Origin of the sequence: Bacillus sp. Au-Bac7 (assembly GCF_021341655.1) — a bacterium.
In the GTDB taxonomy this organism is placed as follows: domain Bacteria; phylum Bacillota; class Bacilli; order Bacillales; family Cytobacillaceae; genus Niallia.
Window position 1 is genome coordinate 1 of the sequence record NZ_JAJTTG010000022.1, and the last position, 18,191, is coordinate 18,191.

Sequence of the window (18,191 nt, forward strand, 5' to 3'; positions counted from 1 at the left end):
AGCTTAGAAAAGCCCGTAAGCAGCATTTGGCAGATACTGAAGATGAATTATCCTTAATGAGATTTAGAACTTGGATACAAGCAAAGGAACGTTTAGGGCTTCAGAAAAGATTATTAATCAAATGTATCATTGATCATTCTGCTCATTTGTCGTTTGAATTAGATGAAGAATTAAAAAATTTGAAATAAATACTTACTTCAGACGTAATTAATGTTAAATATTACAAATATTATATGATATTATAAAATTAACATTAATTAACGTCTGGAGCTGATTTTATTGAGTAAAAGTGGTGTTAAATGGCTTATATATTCATTAGTTACAATTACTCTTTATTTCTTTGAAGATACTTTAGCGCTTGCAATATCATTAACAGGTGTAGGTTTATTCATGTTGTACATGAGAAAAGAAAGGGTAGCAAATAGAAAGAAAAGCCAGGATGAAGTTACAGCTCATCAATTGTTAGAGGATTATGATACAGAGTTTGAGCCAGATAGCAACTATGCTGCTATAAAGTATAAAATTGCAGTTAGCGAAAAGAAAGAAATGATAAAGATTTATAAAATAAATGATGATATGGAAATATCTGAATACCCTATTCCATTTGAAAAAATCATTGAGTCAGAAATCAAGATGGACAACAGTTTAATCTATAAGACCTCTAGAGGAAGTCAGGTAGCGGGTGCTCTAGTGGGTGGAGCTTTGGCTGGTGGTGTTGGAGCAATTATAGGTGGAAGTTCACCAAATATGACACAAAACGAAAAGGTTCAAGCTATTACTCTAAAGGTAATTGTGGACGATATTAAAAATCCTAATTATTACTTTGATTTTTTACCTCCAATCACTGAGTTTCATAAAGGATATGATAAATCTAGACCAGAAATAAAGATTGCTTTAGAACGCTGCGAATACTGGAATAGCATAATGGAGATAGCAATTAGGAAATCGAATAAAAAGTTAGGTTAAAGAGGAGATGTCATTAATTTGGCATCTCTTTTTTAATGTAATTTTTTTACATGGAAAGGATGTTTAATTAATGGCTGATTTGAAAGTCAGGATAGTCGGTACTATTAACAAAGGCGTGACTACTGGTGAAATAAATAAAGCTTTAAATTCTATAGAAAAGAAACTAAAACAAGTTACTGTAAAGGTTAACGCTCAAATTGATAACAAAGCACTACAAGCAGTTACAAAGCAATTAAGTGAAATACAAAAGCTAACGAATAAGGGAACTAAATCCTCCATTATCTCCTCAGCAGATGTTAAGAATTCTCAAACTGTTTTTAAGTCTGTTCAAGAAGCGGTAAAGGAATATTCTAAACTAGGTAATGTTAAGATAACTCAAACTCTTAATCCCAATAATACTAAGGAAGTACAGAAATTCACACTTGCTGTAACGAATGCCATTGGTAAGCTACAGGAATTTAATTTTGCTCAAACTAGAAATGGCAACTATGCTCAAACAGGTGTTAAGACTGTAAATAACATACAAGCTCAGAATCAAAAGTTAAGTGAACAATTAGAGATTTATAAACGAATTGCAAATTTACAATATAACAAATTGAAAAGTAATCAAAATAAGATTATTTCTCAAGATCAACAAGCCGCTTTAGATAGATACATAACATCGGTAAATAACTTGAATAGCCGCACACCTCAACTTTCACAGCAAATGCGTAGGCTATCTCAAGACTTTAGAGAGGTCGCCTCCCAAACACAGACTGCACAGAGGGCTACAGCTTCCTTCGGAGAACAGTTACAAGGGACATTGTTTAGGGGTGTAATGTGGAGTAGTGTATATTCCTCGATTTATGGTGTAGTTAACGGATTTAAAGAAATGGCAAATCAAGTGATTGAAATTGACACTCGTATGACCTCATTACAACGAGTCATGGGAAACACACCTGAGTATGCTTTTAACGATATGTTACAAGAAACAATAGATATGAGTAATGAATTGTCCAATAAGGTTACAGACGTATTGGATATTCAACAGCAATTTGCACAGGCTGGTTACTCAGATGAACAATTAACTAGTTTAACACGTACTGCTCAGGTTTTGGGGAACATCTCTGACCTTACACCATCGGATTCTGTATCAAGTTTACTGTCAGGAATTATTAACTTTAATATTCAGGCTACGGACGCAATGAGCATCGCAGATCGCCTAAATGAAGTGGACAACAACTTTTCAGTAACCACGATGGATTTGGCAAATTCTATGAGGAAAGCTTCTGCGAGTGCCCAAAGTTACGGTGTGGATTTAAATAATTTAATTGGGTATTCCACAGCTATTGCCAGCAGCACGAGGGAATCTGGGAACATTGTCGGTAGACGTATAATTGCTGACGTTAAATCTCTTCTGATTGACTTGGAACCCCTAACGTATAGTCGAGGGAGACAGGGCGCAAGCGTAAAGGCAGCGTGAACGACTAAGTGAAGAGACATTCATTTTGAATGAAGCGATAGTCTGAGCTTCTATGGAGACATAGAGAGTAAGGTTGAAGCGCCTTACCGCCATAATCTAATATGGTCAGTAGCCTTATGGTGAAAGTAACAGAATGAACTCATTAAAAACAATATTTGCAAGGCTAACTAACAACAGTGCAGCAATAGGGGCTTTGGAATCTGTAGGAATAAACATAAAAGACATCAATAACAACTTAAAGCCTACTCAAGATATATTGGATGAATTGGGCTCTAAGTGGAAGTCCTTTAATTCAGAAACCCAACAAGAATTATTGAACTCCATCGGAGGAATCTATCAGCAGAACCGACTAGGGGCTTTGTTAAATAATTACGATATCGCTAAGGAAGCGGCGGATACTGCAGCAAATTCTTTTGGATCATCTGCCCAAGAGCAGGAGCGGTATGCCGATAGTCTTGCTGCAAGATTGGATGTCCTATCTAACAAATTTACTGAATTAGCAGTAAGTGCAGGAAATGCAGTTATCACAGACAGCTTTATTGCATCTACAGCAATTTTAGGTGACTTCCTTCAGTCGGTAACAGCAGTAGTCGATACAGTAGGCTTACTACCAGTTGTTTTAGGAGCAGCTGGCTTTGCAGTAGGTTTATTCAGTAAAACTGCAAGAGGATTGGCGGTTGCATTAGCAACAACGAAGATTGAAATGTTAGGAACTACCGCAGCATCTTTAGGATTAGAAGCGGGAATGTCACGAGCTGCTATTGCTACAACGTTGTTTAAAACAGCATTAAGAGGACTTTTAATTAGCTCTGGAATAGGAATAGCTCTTGTTGGTATAGGTTGGGCATTAGAGACTGTTATAAATAAGTTTTCTGAAGCTAAACAAGCCCAACAGGAATTCGAGGAAATTCAAAATACTACTGTAGAATCGCTTACTACAAATAAGCAAAAGACGGATGAGTTATTAAAATCATACCAAGAGTTAAATGAAGCCAAAGAGAAAGGCACGTTAACAAGTGACCAGGAAGAAGAATATCTAAGAGTCCAACAACAATTAGCTACCCTGCTTCCAACCATGGTCGATCACTACGATTCACAAAATAATGCCATTTTAAAGAATGGTGACGCATTACAACAGGAAATCGAATATACAAAAGAATTAGTAAGGCAGAAAAAAGAACTTCAGCAACTTGAAGCACAAGGTAATATCAAATCCTCCATTAAATCTGCAAATAAGACACTAAAAGAAATCGGCACTCAAAAGGACAGAATTGAAAATGATCTTGGCGCTATTGGTGGATATTTAACTGACGAAGATAAAAAGAAAATTGAGATTGATATTACTGAGCTAAAACGTAAATATGCAGAACAGCAAATGAAAATTAGAGAGGAAATGCAACGCACTGTAGATTCATATCAAACTGATATTACAGTTGATACCTCTATAACTGCAAAAGTAAATGAAGTTATTAGTGATTTAGAAGTATCAGATAAGAGTGCTACAGAATTAAACGATTTCTCTAAGAATGTTGCTCAAGCTATGATTAATATGCAAGAAGCGGTGGAAAACAACGACGGTGCCTCTTTTGATAAAGCAGAAACTAAGTTAAACAAATTGCTTGGCTCGTTTACAGATTCGGAAGGAAAAGCTACTAGATTATCTTTATCATTCGACGATGTACAAAACAGTGTAAAAGGCTTGTCTACAGATGTGGAAAGTGCAAATGCTGTTTTCGATGAAAATGGAGATGCCATTGAAGGTTCTGCTGATGCTGTAACAGAATTATCAGAGCGTTTAAAAGAGGCTCAAGGAGACTTCGCAGCATTAAGGGACTTGGCTATAGAAAGAGCTGCAGCAGGGGATACAGAAACAGCTAAAAATATTGCCATGGTTGACAGTTACAAGGCTCTTGCAGATGAAATTGAACCTCTTAACGGATTGTTGGATGATCTCGCTAGTGGTAAGACCATTACTGCAGACGCCGCCATGAACCTTATATCGAAGGAGAAAAGTTTAGCTTCAATGATTTCTATTTCTTCAGGTGTGGTTTCTGTCAACGAGAAAGCCGTACTGGATTTGAAAAATAGTAAAATCAGTTCTTATGACTCCATGATTAAATCAGTAAAAGCTGAGAGTATGGCAACAGCTAATGCGGCTATTTCAAAATTAAAGGGTTATAAGTTTGAAATTGATGCTATTAAGAACGTAGCTCAGGCAAAAGCTCAATTAGCTAAACTGGAGCAAGATCAAGAAATAGCTAACTCAGGTATGGGTAGTTGGGATACCAGAGACGCAATAAATGAAACTACAGGTGCTATCCAAGATTTTATTGACCTGAGTGACAGTATGGATGAATTAAGTGAACTAGCATCCGGCGGCTTAAACTCTATAGGTAGTGCTGCATTGGAAGCCGCTGAAAAGACTAATGACGCTACAGAAAGCTCCATTTATATTACGGATAAATACAAGCAATCATTAGAGAAACTTAACCTTGAATTGGCTAAAATACAAGCTAAGAAAAGTGATTATGCACAACATTCTAAGAAGTACCAGGATGCTATAAAGCAAGAAATTAAATTGCTTGAACAGCAGTTGAAATTGAATCAAAAGCAAACTTCCGAACTAAATAAGCAAATTAAGTCAGGTAATATTCAGCCAACGGGAAAGGTTACAACAAATACTAAGAGCGCTTCAGCAACAAGTAGCGGTTCATATAGTGGTCAATATTCATCTTATATTAACCAAGCATCATCAAAGTACGGTGTAGATTCAAGTCTAATTGCAGCCATTATTAAACAAGAATCTAGCTTTAATGCTAACGCTAAATCAAGTGCCGGTGCAATGGGCTTAATGCAACTTATGCCAGGTACAGCTAAAGAGCTCGGTGTTAACAATGCTTACGATGCTTACCAGAACATCATGGGTGGAACCAAGTATATATCTCAATTGTTAGATAAATACAACGGATCTGTTACTAAAGCACTTTGGGCTTACAATGCTGGAATGGGCAACGTTAATAACATCGTCAATTCTTCTGCTAATGAGTGGAAAGGTGCTAAAAGCTACGCAAATAAAGTATTAACTTACTTTGATGAGTATGGTGGAGCTGTTCAAGCATCTACTGCTAAAGCAACTAAAGCTATCGATGGTTTCTCAGGTACTATCACTTCCACTTACGGAACTCGTACTCGTAATGGTAAAACTGAAACTCACAAAGGTATTGATATCGCTGGTAATAAAGGTGACAAAATCGGTGCTACTACTGCCGGTACAGTTACATATGCTGGTTGGGGTAAAGCAGGTACCGGATATGGTAACTATGGAAATGTCGTTGCTGTTACTGCTGCTGACGGTAAGACTTACTTATACGCTCACTTAGACTCTACAAAAGTCAAGAAAGGTGACAAAGTTGGTGTAAACCAAACTATTGGTACAATGGGTAACACTGGTGATTCTGACGGGGTTCACCTTCATTATGAAGTTCGAACTGGTGGATATGGAACTGATATTGATCCTATGTCGTCTGTTCAAGACGCTCGTAGTGCCTTTTCTGGTGATGCAGCAGACCGAGCAGCCGCAATTGATAATGCTAAGTCTGAAGTTTTATCCATGCAACAGGAAGCATTGCAAATCCAGGATCAAATCCAAGAATTAAATATGAATTTGATTGAATCTGTTCAAGCAGGATTTGACCGTGTAAGAGATTCTTATAATGATGACCTTGCACGAATTGATTTAGTTCAAGCCTCTCTTGCTGAGACAGATAAAAAGTGGATAGACCAACAGCTTAAAAAGGAAAGTATAGTTCGTAAACAACTAGAACAAGACAAGAAGGCAATCAACTATACGAAAGATCAGATTAAGAATAACAAGGCTCTAACGGATGCTCAAAAAGCATTATTAGAGGATGATTTGCTTCAACGTACTCAGGATATGATTTCCCTTGAACAGCAATTGTTAGAGGAAAGAACGTCTATGGCTGATTCGATTATAGATTCCTATAAGCAAGCAGCGGAAGCAATTAAAGATGCTCAAACACAAGCTATTGACGATATGATTGACGAAATTAACAAAGCTGATGATGAAGCAGAGTATACTAAACAATTAGAAGAAGCACAAAAGAATAGACAAGAATTACTGGATGAGATTGCAAAGCGGAGTTTAGACGATTCTTATGAATCACAATCCAAAATTGCCGATTTGCAGGAACAACTAGATGAGCAAAATGAATCCATTACTGATATGCAATCGGATAGAGCAAAGGAACAACGGATAGATAACTTAAATGAACAAAAGGAAACTATCCAGAGTAATTATGAAAACTTAGTTAATGACGAGAGAAAATTTGCTCGAATGCGCTCCGATATCATTAATGGCAATACAAAGCAAATTCAAAAGGATTTAGATAAGTATTACACTAATGTTAAATCTAATACTGGCTTACTTGGTAAAGCAATTTCTAATAATTTAATTGACTTAATTAACCAAGCAAATAGGTATTTGAATGGTAAGGATTACAAGCCAATTAAAATTGCCTCTGCTAAAGAAGGTGGAATTACACCGGGTTGGGGTAGTTCAGGTAAGTTAATGATGCTTCATGAAAATGAAATGATTTCAACAGAGCATGATACTAAGAATTTATTAGCCGCCATGGAAAAATCATCAAAACTTACAGATGTTCTGAAATCTTTAGACATAGGTAAGACGTTAGCGAATGCTTCCATGAATTTACTTACTAACTTTAAAATACCGTCAATGCCTACATTAAATCCTGTAACTTCAACAGTAGGAGACACTTACCATAACACTATCCAAGTTAGAATAGATGCCTCCAATACAACTAGGCAACAAGCTCGTGATATTGGTACAGAATTAGTAAACAATCTGAAGCTTCAGGGAATCAAAATGAAATAATAGTTTTATCCAGAAAAGATCCGGTATTTATTATCGGTTCTTTTTATTTTTGTTTTAAAGAGGTGCGTTAATGTTCTATATAGACTATAAAAAGCAACCGAGGGATCTTAGGTTATTTTTGCTTAATGCAAAAGGTAATATCCGAGCTGAATTAACTGTAGATTCTTATAATAAACAACAGACTTTTATATTTAATGATTTGAATCAGTTGAATTTTACTGTTCCTTATATGGTGGATTGGAATCATAAACGAATTATAAATCCTAATATTAAAAAGGTAACTAAGAAAAATCGTATTTTAGCTGTTATTTATAATGAGGAAAATGAAAAGATTTATGAGGAAATATATACAGTTATAAAAAGAGTTAAGTCGTTTGGGGATAGCGGAGAAGAATTACAATTAGAGTGTAAATCTAGAGGTTATGACTTAAACAGATATAAAATCATAGGTTATGAAGTTATATCTTACAACCTATCGCAAGTTACAAATGACTGTTTAAAGTCTACCGGTTGGTCTGTAGGATACGTTAATTCAGAATTCGATAAAATGTACAGAAGTTTCACTATATCCTCCAGTACCGCTTTAGAATTTATAAAAAATATCGCTGAAACATTTGGAGCGGTTATTACATATGACACTATAAATCGAAAAATTAACTTTTGGAAAGAAGAAGAAGTTTCGGTTTTCAAAGGGTTTCAAATTGAATATGGTCGTTATTTGCAATCCCTAGACGACTCAATTGACAATGACGATATTATTACAAGGTTGTATATCAAAGGGAAAGATGATTTAACAGTTAATGGAGTTAACCCCACAGGACAAAGTTATATTGATGACTTCAGCTATTTTTATGATGAAATGTCAGAGGCACTAAAGGTTAGTCTAGAGAAATATACAGAAAAATTAGAGCAGAATAAGACTGGATTAACTGAATTACTAAAGAATAAAAAGGAACTGCAGGAAGCACTAACTACGCTAAATAATTCCCTTTTTACATTAGAAAAAGAAAAACAAATAATTTTAGATAATATCACAATTGCAACTAATGGTGGTAATTCGACTAAGGCGTTAATTGCACAGCGAGATAGTAAAATTAGCGAAATTAATAATGTGAAATCTCAAATATCAAGCACTGAAGCTTCCGTAAAAAATATAGATACCAATTCAAAAACACTTGCTGAATCCTTATCTTATGAAAAGAATTTAGATAGTGCGTCTTTAGTTGAATTGCAGGAGTATATCTATATTGATGAATGGTCAGACACTAATATAGATAAGGAAGATACTTTATTAGAAGAAGGAACTAAGTATCTTAAAGAAAATAACGCTCCAAAAGTTGATTTGAATATGAGTATTGTTAATTTCTTTGAGGTTGTTGAAGAACAGCATAATTGGAATCGTTTTACCATCGGAGACATTGTTTATGTAAAACATGATGTCTTGGAGACGTACGTTAAAGCAAGGATACAGCAGTTTTCTCTTTCCTATGGTGAAGATTTCTTTATAAATGTTAATGTAGCTGAAGGAAAGCGGATATCGAAGAATCCAATAACAATGATTACTAATATGTTGAAAGGTACTGATAAGGTAAAAAGGGATTATGAGTATACACAAGCAGATATTGCTGCTGCAGTTACTAATTTCAATTCAAGAAATGATCGTATATCCACAAAACCAGCCGCTCCTACATTCAACATAGATGGAAGAGACATTAAACATAATACAAATGATGATGGAACAGTTAGTTTAACAGTTAGTTGGTCATATCCAGACTATGAAAGTACTAATAACGACGCTCATAATATAGACGGATTTGAAGTATTTCTATATACAAGCCCATTAGACGATTCTTATGTATTTGGTTCCACTTTAGCAAGTGAGGAGAAAATGACAGTATCATATACTAATAGAACATTAGCATTTAACAATACGGTTGCCAACAAATATCACACCGTTGGAATTAGGGCTTATCGGCAAGTGGATCCTGACATTAGTAAAAATCGTATCATTTATTCTGACATTGTTAATTCACCATCCTCTCCTTATAAACCTTCAGAGGAGGTTGTGATGAATGGATACCTAAATGGAGCGTTGTCTGGAAAAGTAAACGGTACAACTTTTATAACTGCTGATACCGAACCAGTTCAAGTTGAGGATACTCAAACAGTATTCATTAACACAAGTACAAAAGAAATTAAAATTGCCAATGAGAATGCGGAATTAGTAAATATAAATGCAGGTTCTTCTAATTCTCTAAATGGTTTTACTGCTAGTGCTGCAAATGTCCCTAATACTATTCCGATAAGAAATGCTTCTGGAGTACTTGATATAGGTTATACAGTTCCAGGAACAGAGTATTTTACTATGACAGCTAACATTTTAGGTGACATTGATTCAAGTACCTCTCCCAGTACAAATCAATTCTATTGGCAATATGTTCTACAACAATTAGGTTTATTGAACGTGACTAACTATGGTGTTAATGGAAGCAATATAGCGGTGAGTAGCGGGAAAACTAATGCTTTTGTACAACGGTATTCTTCAATGGGAGCGGCTGATATTGTTCTGGTATTAGGTGGAGCAAACGATTTAGAAAACAGTATACCGCTTGGAGTAATGGCAGACCAAGTTAACACAACTTTCTATGGTGCTTGTCACGTTTTATTTAGTGGACTTGTTGAAAAGTATCCTGGTAAAAGGATAGGTATTATTTCTCCATTCCCTATACAAAATAAAGATACATTAGCTCAATATGTACAAGCTGAGAAAGAGGTAGCTGCTTACTATTCTATTCCTTTCTTAAATTTGTACGAAGGAAGCGGAATAAGTGTAAGAAATCAAACGATTATTACGCAGTTCATGCCTGACGGTAAGAATTTAAATAATAACGGACATGCTGTAATAGCTAGAAAGATAGCAAATTTCATAAAAGGATTATAGGACTTCCTTTAATTAGGGAGTCTTTTTTATTAGGAGGAAAAGGACATGGGTAAATATGAAGAAATAAAAGCGATAAAGGCTAAATATGAAAAGGTCTATGGTAAGAAATGGTGGCATGATGATGCAGACGAGGTTTACGAAGAAATAAAGTATCTTGCTGAAAAGTTTAATGTATCAATTTTACAAGCTTACAGTTTATACAATCAATTAGAGGAATCCAAGATAGAAAATGGATCATTTATGGATGATTATTATTTAGAATATGCTCGTGAAGAGGGTTTATTAGACGATGATGAGGAGTGGGAAGATGACTAAATTAGCTGAAATGATAAACAAGGTGCACGAATATTACTGTGAGCATTTAGAACATATAAGCAGGGATGATTTATTAAGAAGAACTACATATAAGGAATTTAAGAAAATGTACTCCATTGCGAATTTAGGAAACATGATTATTGATAAACCTTATCTTGCCACTATTTTTGATTTAGAGGAAATGACAGAAAGAGAAGAACTAGGTCGTATAGATATAGTGTCAAAGATAAAAGGGTTAAATGTTTTTGACGATATTGATATGATTCATTGCCATGAAGTTTTAGAAAATCAAATATTAGAATTTAATTGTACATATACACCCACAGTGAATAGAGATGTATTTCATAAATGGATTGATTTGATAATTGAACAGAATTCATTACCTGAAACACATCTTATCGAATTACTAAAGGTAGCTGTTTATTATGGTGAAGAACCAGCTTTACTACATTAAGATATAGCTAAGTTTTAAGGCAGTAGATTAGGGAATTTAATAAAATAATTAACGGGGAAATTCGCACTGGTTACAAGTAATTTCTAAATGAACTTTAAGTTATATTGTCGTAATTTACTATTATATTCAACTAGAATATTAATGTGCGACATTTTCACTTAAATTCTTCCATGATGGAAGAAAATTTAGTATAATTTGTATAAAGGAACGTAAACTAATCCCGTTTAATTAGTTATAAGTAAAGAAATTTAACTTTTTAGGGGTGATATAGTTTGCGTAATGAGGAGGAAGACGAAATGGCAACTTATGTTTTAGATGCCACTTATACATTAAACGAATCAGAAGCTAAAATGATTTTAGATACTCCACGTAGAAAAGTTGTTGAAACAGGTGTTCTAAACGATTTAACTTTATCCAAAAGTGACAGAATTAAGCGTGCTGCAGATATTCTGAATAGTAGAAGATAACATGCAGGTAACCAGTTTAAGTTCATTTTTAGAAGCTACTGAAGAGGAGGGTAGAGTGTACGAATATCTATCCTCTTTTTCATGTGAGAAAAACAAAGACGTGGAATCTTTCTTACATAATAAAGCAATTGAAAATGAAAAAAGAAACTTTTCAAGAACAAGTCTAGTAATTGATGAAGAGAACAATCATGACATTATAGGTTATTTTACAGTTCTTGTTAAGAACTTTGACTTTACAGACGTATCAGCTACACTTCGCAAGCGACTAACAGGTAACAAGAGGGCATCCTCTTTTGTAACGATATTAATAGGACAACTTGCTAGATCGGATGCTTATAAGGATAAAGTTAGTGGAAAACAGATACTTGATCTGACTATAGAACATTGTAAAAATCATATAAAGCGATCTACAGCTTTAGAAGTTGTATGTGTAGAATTTGAAGATATTGAACCTCTGCATACTTTTTATGAGAGTAATCAGTTTAAAACTCTTCAAAGAAATGAAAATGGACTGATTATTAGTTATACTGTTATATAAAAAACCCTACAACAAATTAAAGTGTAGGGTTTTTACTCATTTTTAGCACGATTCTTATTTTTTTCAATAAGTTTTTTAAAAAAATCAGTGCACTCAAATTCAACTATTGTAGATTCCAAGTATAAAGGAATAGTACCATTAGCTACAACTGTATCAGGATTAGGAAACTTGTCACTATAACGCTTAAACCAGTTACCTGTAACTTGTCTCGTAACTCCCCATCGTGTTGCTAAATCTATATTAGATAATAAAACAGGTATCTCTTGTTTATTTGTCATTAAAACCGCTCCCGAATAAAAATCTTATTCTAAGGATAGCACAATATTAAAGTATCATTCCATAGATATTCCTAAAAACGCTTTGAACCATAGCCCGATAAGAGGAATTAGTACCAACATTAAGCCCGCAAAGAATAAATATCCCATGATTTCCGCTCCTATAAGTGAGATTTAGGGATATATTTGGTGTATATACCCCTATTTTAAGTACTTAATAAAACTGTGATTTTATTCGAAATTATTAAGCAAAATGACCGTTTTCCTCATTAATTGAAGCTAATTCAATAGCATATTTTAATAACTTCTCAAGTTTACGGAATCTTCTATACTTACGTGATTCAGACCTACATACAAAAGCTTCATCTTTCTCGCTGTAATTATCGGATTCAATGATTTCACCTAATTTTCCATACTGTCTAGTCTTAATAGCATCAATCTCATGTTCAGCCTTACAAAGAGTATCTAGGTTTAATCCTGTGAATAATTGAGTGTTGTTATTTAAAGTTTTCATAATAAAATCGCTCCTTAGTTTATGTGATTTTTTATTATTAAAGTTCTGCTTTGGCTCTTCTAATGGATGTTGAAACAATTATCTTATTCCAAATTTGATCAGCTTCATTGCTACTGGAACTTAAAGCGGCTGATAAGCTTTCGTATTCTTCCGGAGACATAAAAGGTATTATGTTTTTAAGGAAGTAATCGTACATTTTTTCTTTCTTTTTCTTTTCTTCACGCTCCCTGGCTTTCTTATTAAAATCAATTATGTTGTTGTGGTATGTAACTTCTAGCACTTTAATCACCTCTAATTGTTTACGGTGTACACGATTAAATTTAAAAAATATGAGTGGTTCATTTTCTATAAACTAATTTCAACACATATTATTTACTCCGTAAACAATTTTATTTAGTTTTCTTTTTAAGATATTTCTTGTTGCTTTCTATATTTATAATATACACTATTTTGTTTACAATGTAAACAAAAAGTAAATTATTTGGAGGGATTTTTTTAATGGATATGAATTATGTTTTTAGCGAAAAAGTAACACAGGAAAAAGAACAATTAGCAGCAGAATACAAGGAACAGATTATAGACATGTATGTTAATAAAAGGATGGCTATACACAAGATAGCTGAAGCAATTGACATTAAGCGGTTAAACCATGTAACAATTAAAAGATATCTACAGAAATGGAACATTCCTATAAGGTTTCAGAATGGACAACATGAACAAGATAAGTTTATTAATTACATTGGTGTTTACAAAGCGGATAAGCTTATTAAAGTATTCATGTACAAGTATGAAGTTAGACAGTGGATAGATGATAACAAGCTACTTGATACGAAAATAAGTCATTGGAAATTAAACGATATAATCAGAAACAATAGAGAAATTCATGGATATATATTTAGTGATATTAGCAGAGAAATATATGTTAAACATTATACTTTATGGTTATAGACACATTGTTAAAACAAGGAGTAAAATATGAGAAGTGCAGATAAATAATGGGATTTTTATAAAAAAATAGAAGATAGGTGTTATCATTGAGAGGTTGTTCAGTTAAAATCAGAAAAAATGATGTTGAGGTTGAGACATATAATAAAGATGAATTGCTTAGAAAAGTTAAACTTGTAACGGAAAATGAATATATCGTGAATCCTTTAAATCCTCAGAAATTAAAGAATAGGGGAAGAACTGTAATTTTTAAAGGAATACATAAGGACGAATATGGAAGATCAGCAAAAGTGATTTACAAAGACACTAAAAGACCTGGCAAGATAGAATTTGAGGACTTTGATTATGTTTGATTGTATAGATTAAAAGAAATGAGATAGGAGGTTTTCTTTTCATAATTTAAACTGTACAAAAAGAATGTGATTAAGTGTTACGAAGACAAAGTAAGTATTTATGAGGTGGATTTATTGTCAGTTCTTTTGTTAATTGTTTTAATCGGGGTACTGATCATACTCTGTGTAGTTAAATATCCATATTTCATCATAAGGAAAATAGGCAATACTAGAACAGTGTACTACCATGTAAAGTTTATGAGTAAATATGAAAGGGACAATTTTATTGTTTCAACTGCCAACCTAAAAACAATTAAAAAGAAATTAGGTGAAGTAGATCAAAAATATCAAAGTTATTCATTGGATTATTATGAGGAAGCAGTTAAATATGCGATAGACACTTACATTTTTGAAGATGAAGTATACAACTTTAACACTCCGACAAGTTTTTATAGAATAGATATAATGACAGGAACTGAATTTGAACAATTTCTTAAAGAGGTTTTTCAAGAGAAAGGATATGATGTTGAGTCGACCAAGGCAAGTGGAGATCAGGGAGTAGATCTTATCCTAAGAAAATCTGGAAGAAAAATAGCTGTTCAAGCAAAAAGATATAAAAATAAAATAAGCAACTCTGCAGTTCAAGAAATATCTACTGGTAAAATATTTTATGATTGTAACGAAGCGTACGTAGTCACAAACTCTTATTTTACACAACCAGCAATAAACTTAGCTAATAAAGTAAATGTAAAACTTGTAGATCGAAGAGAGCTTGTTAGATTAATAACGCATAAACATGTGGACTTATAAAAATCACTAAATGAAATGATATTTTACGTAAAGAACAATTCAAATATAAGAGATATTTAATTAGAAAAATTGTTTTTAAGGAGCGGAATTATGGAAAACTTAAAGGAATATTTTCAACCGAAGTTAGAAGAAATAATAATACTGACAGAAAGAGCGATGTCAAAGACTGAGGGATATCTAAGTACAACACAAGAGAAACCTGATATAGCTTTAGAACTGTTAACAATTTTAAATATTAGCGATGATCTAAACGAGTTATTTAATCCTAGTAAAACAGGAGGAGAGTATTTCGGTTTACCTAAAGAAGCAGTTATTAATGCGAAAGATTTAACAGAAATTATTAGTGGAAGTGGAATTGATTATACTCCCTGGTTCGGTGAAAAATGTAGCAATATAAAATTAGGTGTTAAGAACGCTATAAAATACTGGAGTAAGAATCCAAGTGAAGTAAGACTAACTGACGATGCTCCTATGACTGTAGAGGAATGGATAGTGGATGGGTTAGAATCTGGGTTACATAACACAAAAACGTATGCTGAAACAATTCTTAATTTACTTGTAAAAGATTAAACAAAGAATTATAAAGAAAAGTAGAAAATTGATAAAAACCCAAGCCTTACATTTCTATGTAAAGGCTTATTGTTGTTCTTTATCCTTTAGCTTTTTTATTTCAGCATATATAGTTGATTTTGGAACGCCAGTTAATTGTATAATATCATTTACGCTCATCCCATTAGTTTCTCTTTCATTGTACAATTGCAATGCTCTCTTTATATCCTTTTCTGGCATAGCAGGTCTACCCATATGCTTACCTTGTTTCTTCGCTCGTTCTCTTCCTTCAGATGTTCTTTCGTTTATCAAGTCACGTTCAAACTCTGCAATCGCTCCTAACATTGTAAACATTAACTTGCCAGCAGGTGTAGAAAAATCAATATTCTCCTTTAAAAAAACTAATCCAATTCCTTTTTCATCTAATTCATTAGCTATGTTTTGCAAGTCACGAACTGATCTAGCTAATCGGTCAATTTTAGTTACTACAAGCTTATCTCCTTCCCTTAAATATTCCATTCCTTCCCTTAAAGCTTTTCTGTTATCCTTTTTAGCTCCACTTTGTTTCTCACTGAAAATTTTAGTACAACCATAGTTTTTTAATTGTTCAACTTGTTGTTCGTAATCCTGTCCTAATGAACTCACACGCGCATATCCAATAATAGCCATTTTGCATCACCTTTCGTCTAAAAGATATATAACTTCTACACTTTTTATTTTAGACTAACTTTTAGACTAATTCAAGTATAAAATCGAATAATTTTAAGCTGATTTTAGAATGTCTAATTAATGGTCTAAAACTTACAACTTTTAGACAATGTAATTAAGTTTTGAAATTGGAATATTAAAAAGTAATAAGAAAATAATTAGTGTTTATGATAATTCGTTTAGATCTGATATTGATGCTAGAAGCAAGGTAACGCTAATTTAACATTAACAGTCGAAAATAATGGCTTGATTTACAGCTTCATGGTGCGTTGGTGATGAGAAGCAATTTAGAGATTCTCCACACTTATAAACAAAAAAAACCGTTCCATTTTGGAACGTTTTTTTGTTTTATACAATATTATTCTGTGAAACTATAAGATTGTCCAACTACAACTGTCTTTTTGCTCTTATCCCAACTTCTTAATTTAATGGTGCTATAGATTTCAGAAGTGAATGATTTAGTTACTGCACCGATTCCCATCTTCCATGAATACTCTCCTCTAGCATTCATGTTATAACCAACTTTTTCAGCTTTGCTATCAGTTACTTTGGCACTAGAGCTATTAATATAAACAAAAGGTTCAACTCCAGATGTACCAGCAGTAGAAACTTCTCTGAATTTTAATCCATATGTTCCAACTGAATAGCGATTAACTAATTTCAAAGATCCAATTGTTGCTCCATATGATTTTACAGAAACTGTAGCAGTAAACCTACGATTACCATAAGCTTTTGACAATACATTTCCATTAGAATAATCATATCCATTTAACGCATATGTCGTAATACCATTAGAAGCTGCTCCACCTTCAGATGTATCATCTGAAGAGAAATCTAATGTAATATTGTCACCTAAATCTACTTCTACATCTTTCCCTGGTTCAACATCAACATCTAAATTTTGTAATCCTTCTTCAACAGTTTGTGCTACATCTTCAATGTATGCTTCTTGCTCACTTTTCGGTGCATTTTCTACAATATTTAGAAACTCAGTTTCTTTCTTGTTATCAGACAAGTTACTTTCTGATAAATTCTGGATTTGTGTTTCTAAAGTTGCGCCTTCTGTTACTTCAGCTGCACTAGCAAAACCACTAGATGTAAAAGCTAATGATAATGTTAGTAAGGATAAACAAATAGATTTTCTCATTTTCTTTCCCCCGATAGCATTTTTTTATTTTTTTATAAACCATCTAATTGTAAAAAAGCTATAAATATACCTCAATTAGAATAATTTACCTTGGTAATTATAACCGAATATTATTTTTAAAAAAAGTATTTAGTGATTAAAAAGATATACATTTTTAATCAACATGTGTTATAATAATGCTACATATGAATAATATAAATGATATTAACCAACTACTACTAGTCGCAAAAGCCTTAGGAAATCCTATTCGTTTGGAGATTTTAACTATTTTATCTGCTGGTGAAGATTATGTGAGTCAACTTGCCCGTAAGTTAGAAATTAGCAGAGCTGTACTTTATTTACACTTACAAAAACTAGAGGAGGCTAATCTTGTTTATAGTGATTCAAAAATATCATCAGATGGTAAAGCACTAAAATACTACTACATAAATACATTTACTTTTCTGATCGATAACAACTTATTAAAAGAATTAGAAAAACAAAATACGAATTTTAAGGAGATTTAAAAAAATGTTTGTTGAGATAGTAACCTTATTATTACCGTTTTACTATTTATTAATGGTGACTTTCTTTATCCTAGGAATAGTAATACTACTCAAAATTATTAGAGTTTATTTTAGAAATAGTAAATTAGCTGAAGAAAAATTCAAAAGAGAAAATGAGGAATTAAAAGAACTAAAAGAACGACTAGCAAAAGTTGAACAAATCTTAAAAGATGTTGAATAAGTTTTACCATAAAAGGCGTTCCTGAGGGAACGCTTTTTACTCGTTATTCACATTACTCATAAAATCATATTGAGTTTTCTCGGTATGATTTTTATAGGACAGTTTTTATATGCATAAAAGGACTCAA

20 protein-coding genes are annotated in these 18,191 nt (G+C 33.1%); 15 read left to right on the forward strand and 5 right to left on the reverse strand.

The window, feature by feature from the left end; all coding sequences use genetic code 11:
- From LXM54_RS25625 to LXM54_RS25670, 9 genes are all read left to right on the forward strand, one after another.
- The coding region (locus LXM54_RS25625) for a hypothetical protein (protein WP_233318843.1) at positions 1 to 188 on the forward strand (188 nt) is incomplete at its 5' end.
- 91 nt (positions 189 to 279) lie between these two features.
- Positions 280 to 966 (forward strand): hypothetical protein, encoded by a 687-nt coding sequence (locus LXM54_RS25630; protein WP_233318845.1) that lies wholly within the window; start codon positions 280 to 282, stop codon positions 964 to 966.
- A 70-nt stretch (positions 967 to 1,036) separates the two neighbouring features.
- Positions 1,037 to 2,428, forward strand: coding sequence for a phage tail tape measure protein (locus LXM54_RS25635; protein WP_233318846.1), 1,392 nt, complete (start codon positions 1,037 to 1,039; stop codon positions 2,426 to 2,428).
- A 133-nt stretch (positions 2,429 to 2,561) separates the two neighbouring features.
- Complete coding sequence (locus tag LXM54_RS28365; RefSeq protein WP_325169598.1) at positions 2,562 to 7,343, forward strand: transglycosylase SLT domain-containing protein; 4,782 nt, start codon at positions 2,562 to 2,564, stop codon at positions 7,341 to 7,343.
- Positions 7,344 to 7,413: 70 nt separating this feature from the next.
- Positions 7,414 to 10,284, forward strand: coding sequence for an SGNH/GDSL hydrolase family protein (locus LXM54_RS25650; RefSeq protein ID WP_233318849.1), 2,871 nt, complete (start codon positions 7,414 to 7,416; stop codon positions 10,282 to 10,284).
- A 45-nt stretch (positions 10,285 to 10,329) separates the two neighbouring features.
- A complete protein-coding gene (locus tag LXM54_RS25655) occupies positions 10,330 to 10,599 on the forward strand; it encodes a hypothetical protein (RefSeq protein ID WP_233318852.1) in 270 nt (89 codons plus the stop codon).
- Positions 10,592 to 11,053 carry a hypothetical protein gene (locus LXM54_RS25660; RefSeq protein WP_233318854.1) on the forward strand — a complete coding sequence of 154 codons (462 nt, stop codon included), beginning with the start codon at positions 10,592 to 10,594 and terminating at the stop codon, positions 11,051 to 11,053. The genes LXM54_RS25655 and LXM54_RS25660 overlap by 8 nt, the downstream gene beginning before the upstream one ends.
- Before the next feature lie 296 nt (positions 11,054 to 11,349).
- A complete protein-coding gene (locus LXM54_RS25665) occupies positions 11,350 to 11,520 on the forward strand; it encodes a hypothetical protein (RefSeq protein ID WP_233318856.1) in 171 nt (56 codons plus the stop codon).
- 55 nt (positions 11,521 to 11,575) lie between these two features.
- Entirely contained in the window at positions 11,576 to 12,058 is a 483-nt protein-coding gene (locus LXM54_RS25670) for a hypothetical protein (protein WP_233318859.1), read from the forward strand.
- Positions 12,059 to 12,090: 32 nt separating this feature from the next.
- On the opposite strand, the gene LXM54_RS25675 is transcribed toward LXM54_RS25670, so the two are convergent.
- From LXM54_RS25675 to LXM54_RS25685, 3 genes are all read right to left on the reverse strand, one after another.
- Positions 12,091 to 12,336, reverse strand: a complete 246-nt coding sequence (locus LXM54_RS25675) for a hypothetical protein (RefSeq protein ID WP_233318861.1) — start codon at positions 12,334 to 12,336, stop codon at positions 12,091 to 12,093.
- Between the two features lie 241 nt (positions 12,337 to 12,577).
- Positions 12,578 to 12,847, reverse strand: coding sequence for a hypothetical protein (locus tag LXM54_RS25680; protein WP_233318863.1), 270 nt, complete (start codon positions 12,845 to 12,847; stop codon positions 12,578 to 12,580).
- A gap of 37 nt (positions 12,848 to 12,884) precedes the next feature.
- The gene (locus tag LXM54_RS25685) at positions 12,885 to 13,127 is read right to left on the reverse strand and encodes a hypothetical protein (protein WP_233318865.1); all 243 of its coding nucleotides are present in this window, start codon (positions 13,125 to 13,127) and stop codon (positions 12,885 to 12,887) included.
- A 218-nt stretch (positions 13,128 to 13,345) separates the two neighbouring features.
- Here LXM54_RS25685 and LXM54_RS25690 point away from each other — a divergent pair, with 218 nt between their 5' ends.
- From LXM54_RS25690 to LXM54_RS25705, 4 genes are all read left to right on the forward strand, one after another.
- Positions 13,346 to 13,795: a hypothetical protein gene (locus tag LXM54_RS25690; RefSeq protein WP_233318867.1), complete on the forward strand. Its 450-nt coding sequence runs from the start codon at positions 13,346 to 13,348 to the stop codon at positions 13,793 to 13,795.
- An 86-nt stretch (positions 13,796 to 13,881) separates the two neighbouring features.
- Entirely contained in the window at positions 13,882 to 14,145 is a 264-nt protein-coding gene (locus tag LXM54_RS25695) for a hypothetical protein (RefSeq protein WP_233318869.1), read from the forward strand.
- Positions 14,146 to 14,259: 114 nt separating this feature from the next.
- On the forward strand, positions 14,260 to 14,934 hold the full coding sequence (locus LXM54_RS25700) for a restriction endonuclease (protein ID WP_233318870.1): 675 nt from the start codon (positions 14,260 to 14,262) through the stop codon (positions 14,932 to 14,934).
- Positions 14,935 to 15,024: 90 nt separating this feature from the next.
- On the forward strand, positions 15,025 to 15,504 hold the full coding sequence (locus tag LXM54_RS25705) for a hypothetical protein (protein WP_233318873.1): 480 nt from the start codon (positions 15,025 to 15,027) through the stop codon (positions 15,502 to 15,504).
- A gap of 66 nt (positions 15,505 to 15,570) precedes the next feature.
- Here LXM54_RS25705 and LXM54_RS25710 read toward each other — a convergent pair whose 3' ends face one another.
- Together LXM54_RS25710 and LXM54_RS25715 are read right to left on the reverse strand one after the other, a co-directional pair.
- Positions 15,571 to 16,152, reverse strand: a complete 582-nt coding sequence (locus LXM54_RS25710; RefSeq protein ID WP_233318874.1) for a recombinase family protein — start codon at positions 16,150 to 16,152, stop codon at positions 15,571 to 15,573.
- 397 nt (positions 16,153 to 16,549) lie between these two features.
- Positions 16,550 to 17,338 carry a hypothetical protein gene (locus LXM54_RS25715; RefSeq protein ID WP_233318877.1) on the reverse strand — a complete coding sequence of 263 codons (789 nt, stop codon included), beginning with the start codon at positions 17,336 to 17,338 and terminating at the stop codon, positions 16,550 to 16,552.
- A gap of 176 nt (positions 17,339 to 17,514) precedes the next feature.
- On the opposite strand from LXM54_RS25715, the gene LXM54_RS25720 reads away from it, so the two are divergent.
- Entirely contained in the window at positions 17,515 to 17,844 is a 330-nt protein-coding gene (locus LXM54_RS25720; RefSeq protein ID WP_233318880.1) for an ArsR/SmtB family transcription factor, read from the forward strand.
- Positions 17,845 to 17,848: 4 nt separating this feature from the next.
- Positions 17,849 to 18,064 carry a hypothetical protein gene (locus LXM54_RS25725; RefSeq protein WP_233318882.1) on the forward strand — a complete coding sequence of 72 codons (216 nt, stop codon included), beginning with the start codon at positions 17,849 to 17,851 and terminating at the stop codon, positions 18,062 to 18,064.
- Positions 18,065 to 18,191: the final 127 nt, after the last annotated feature.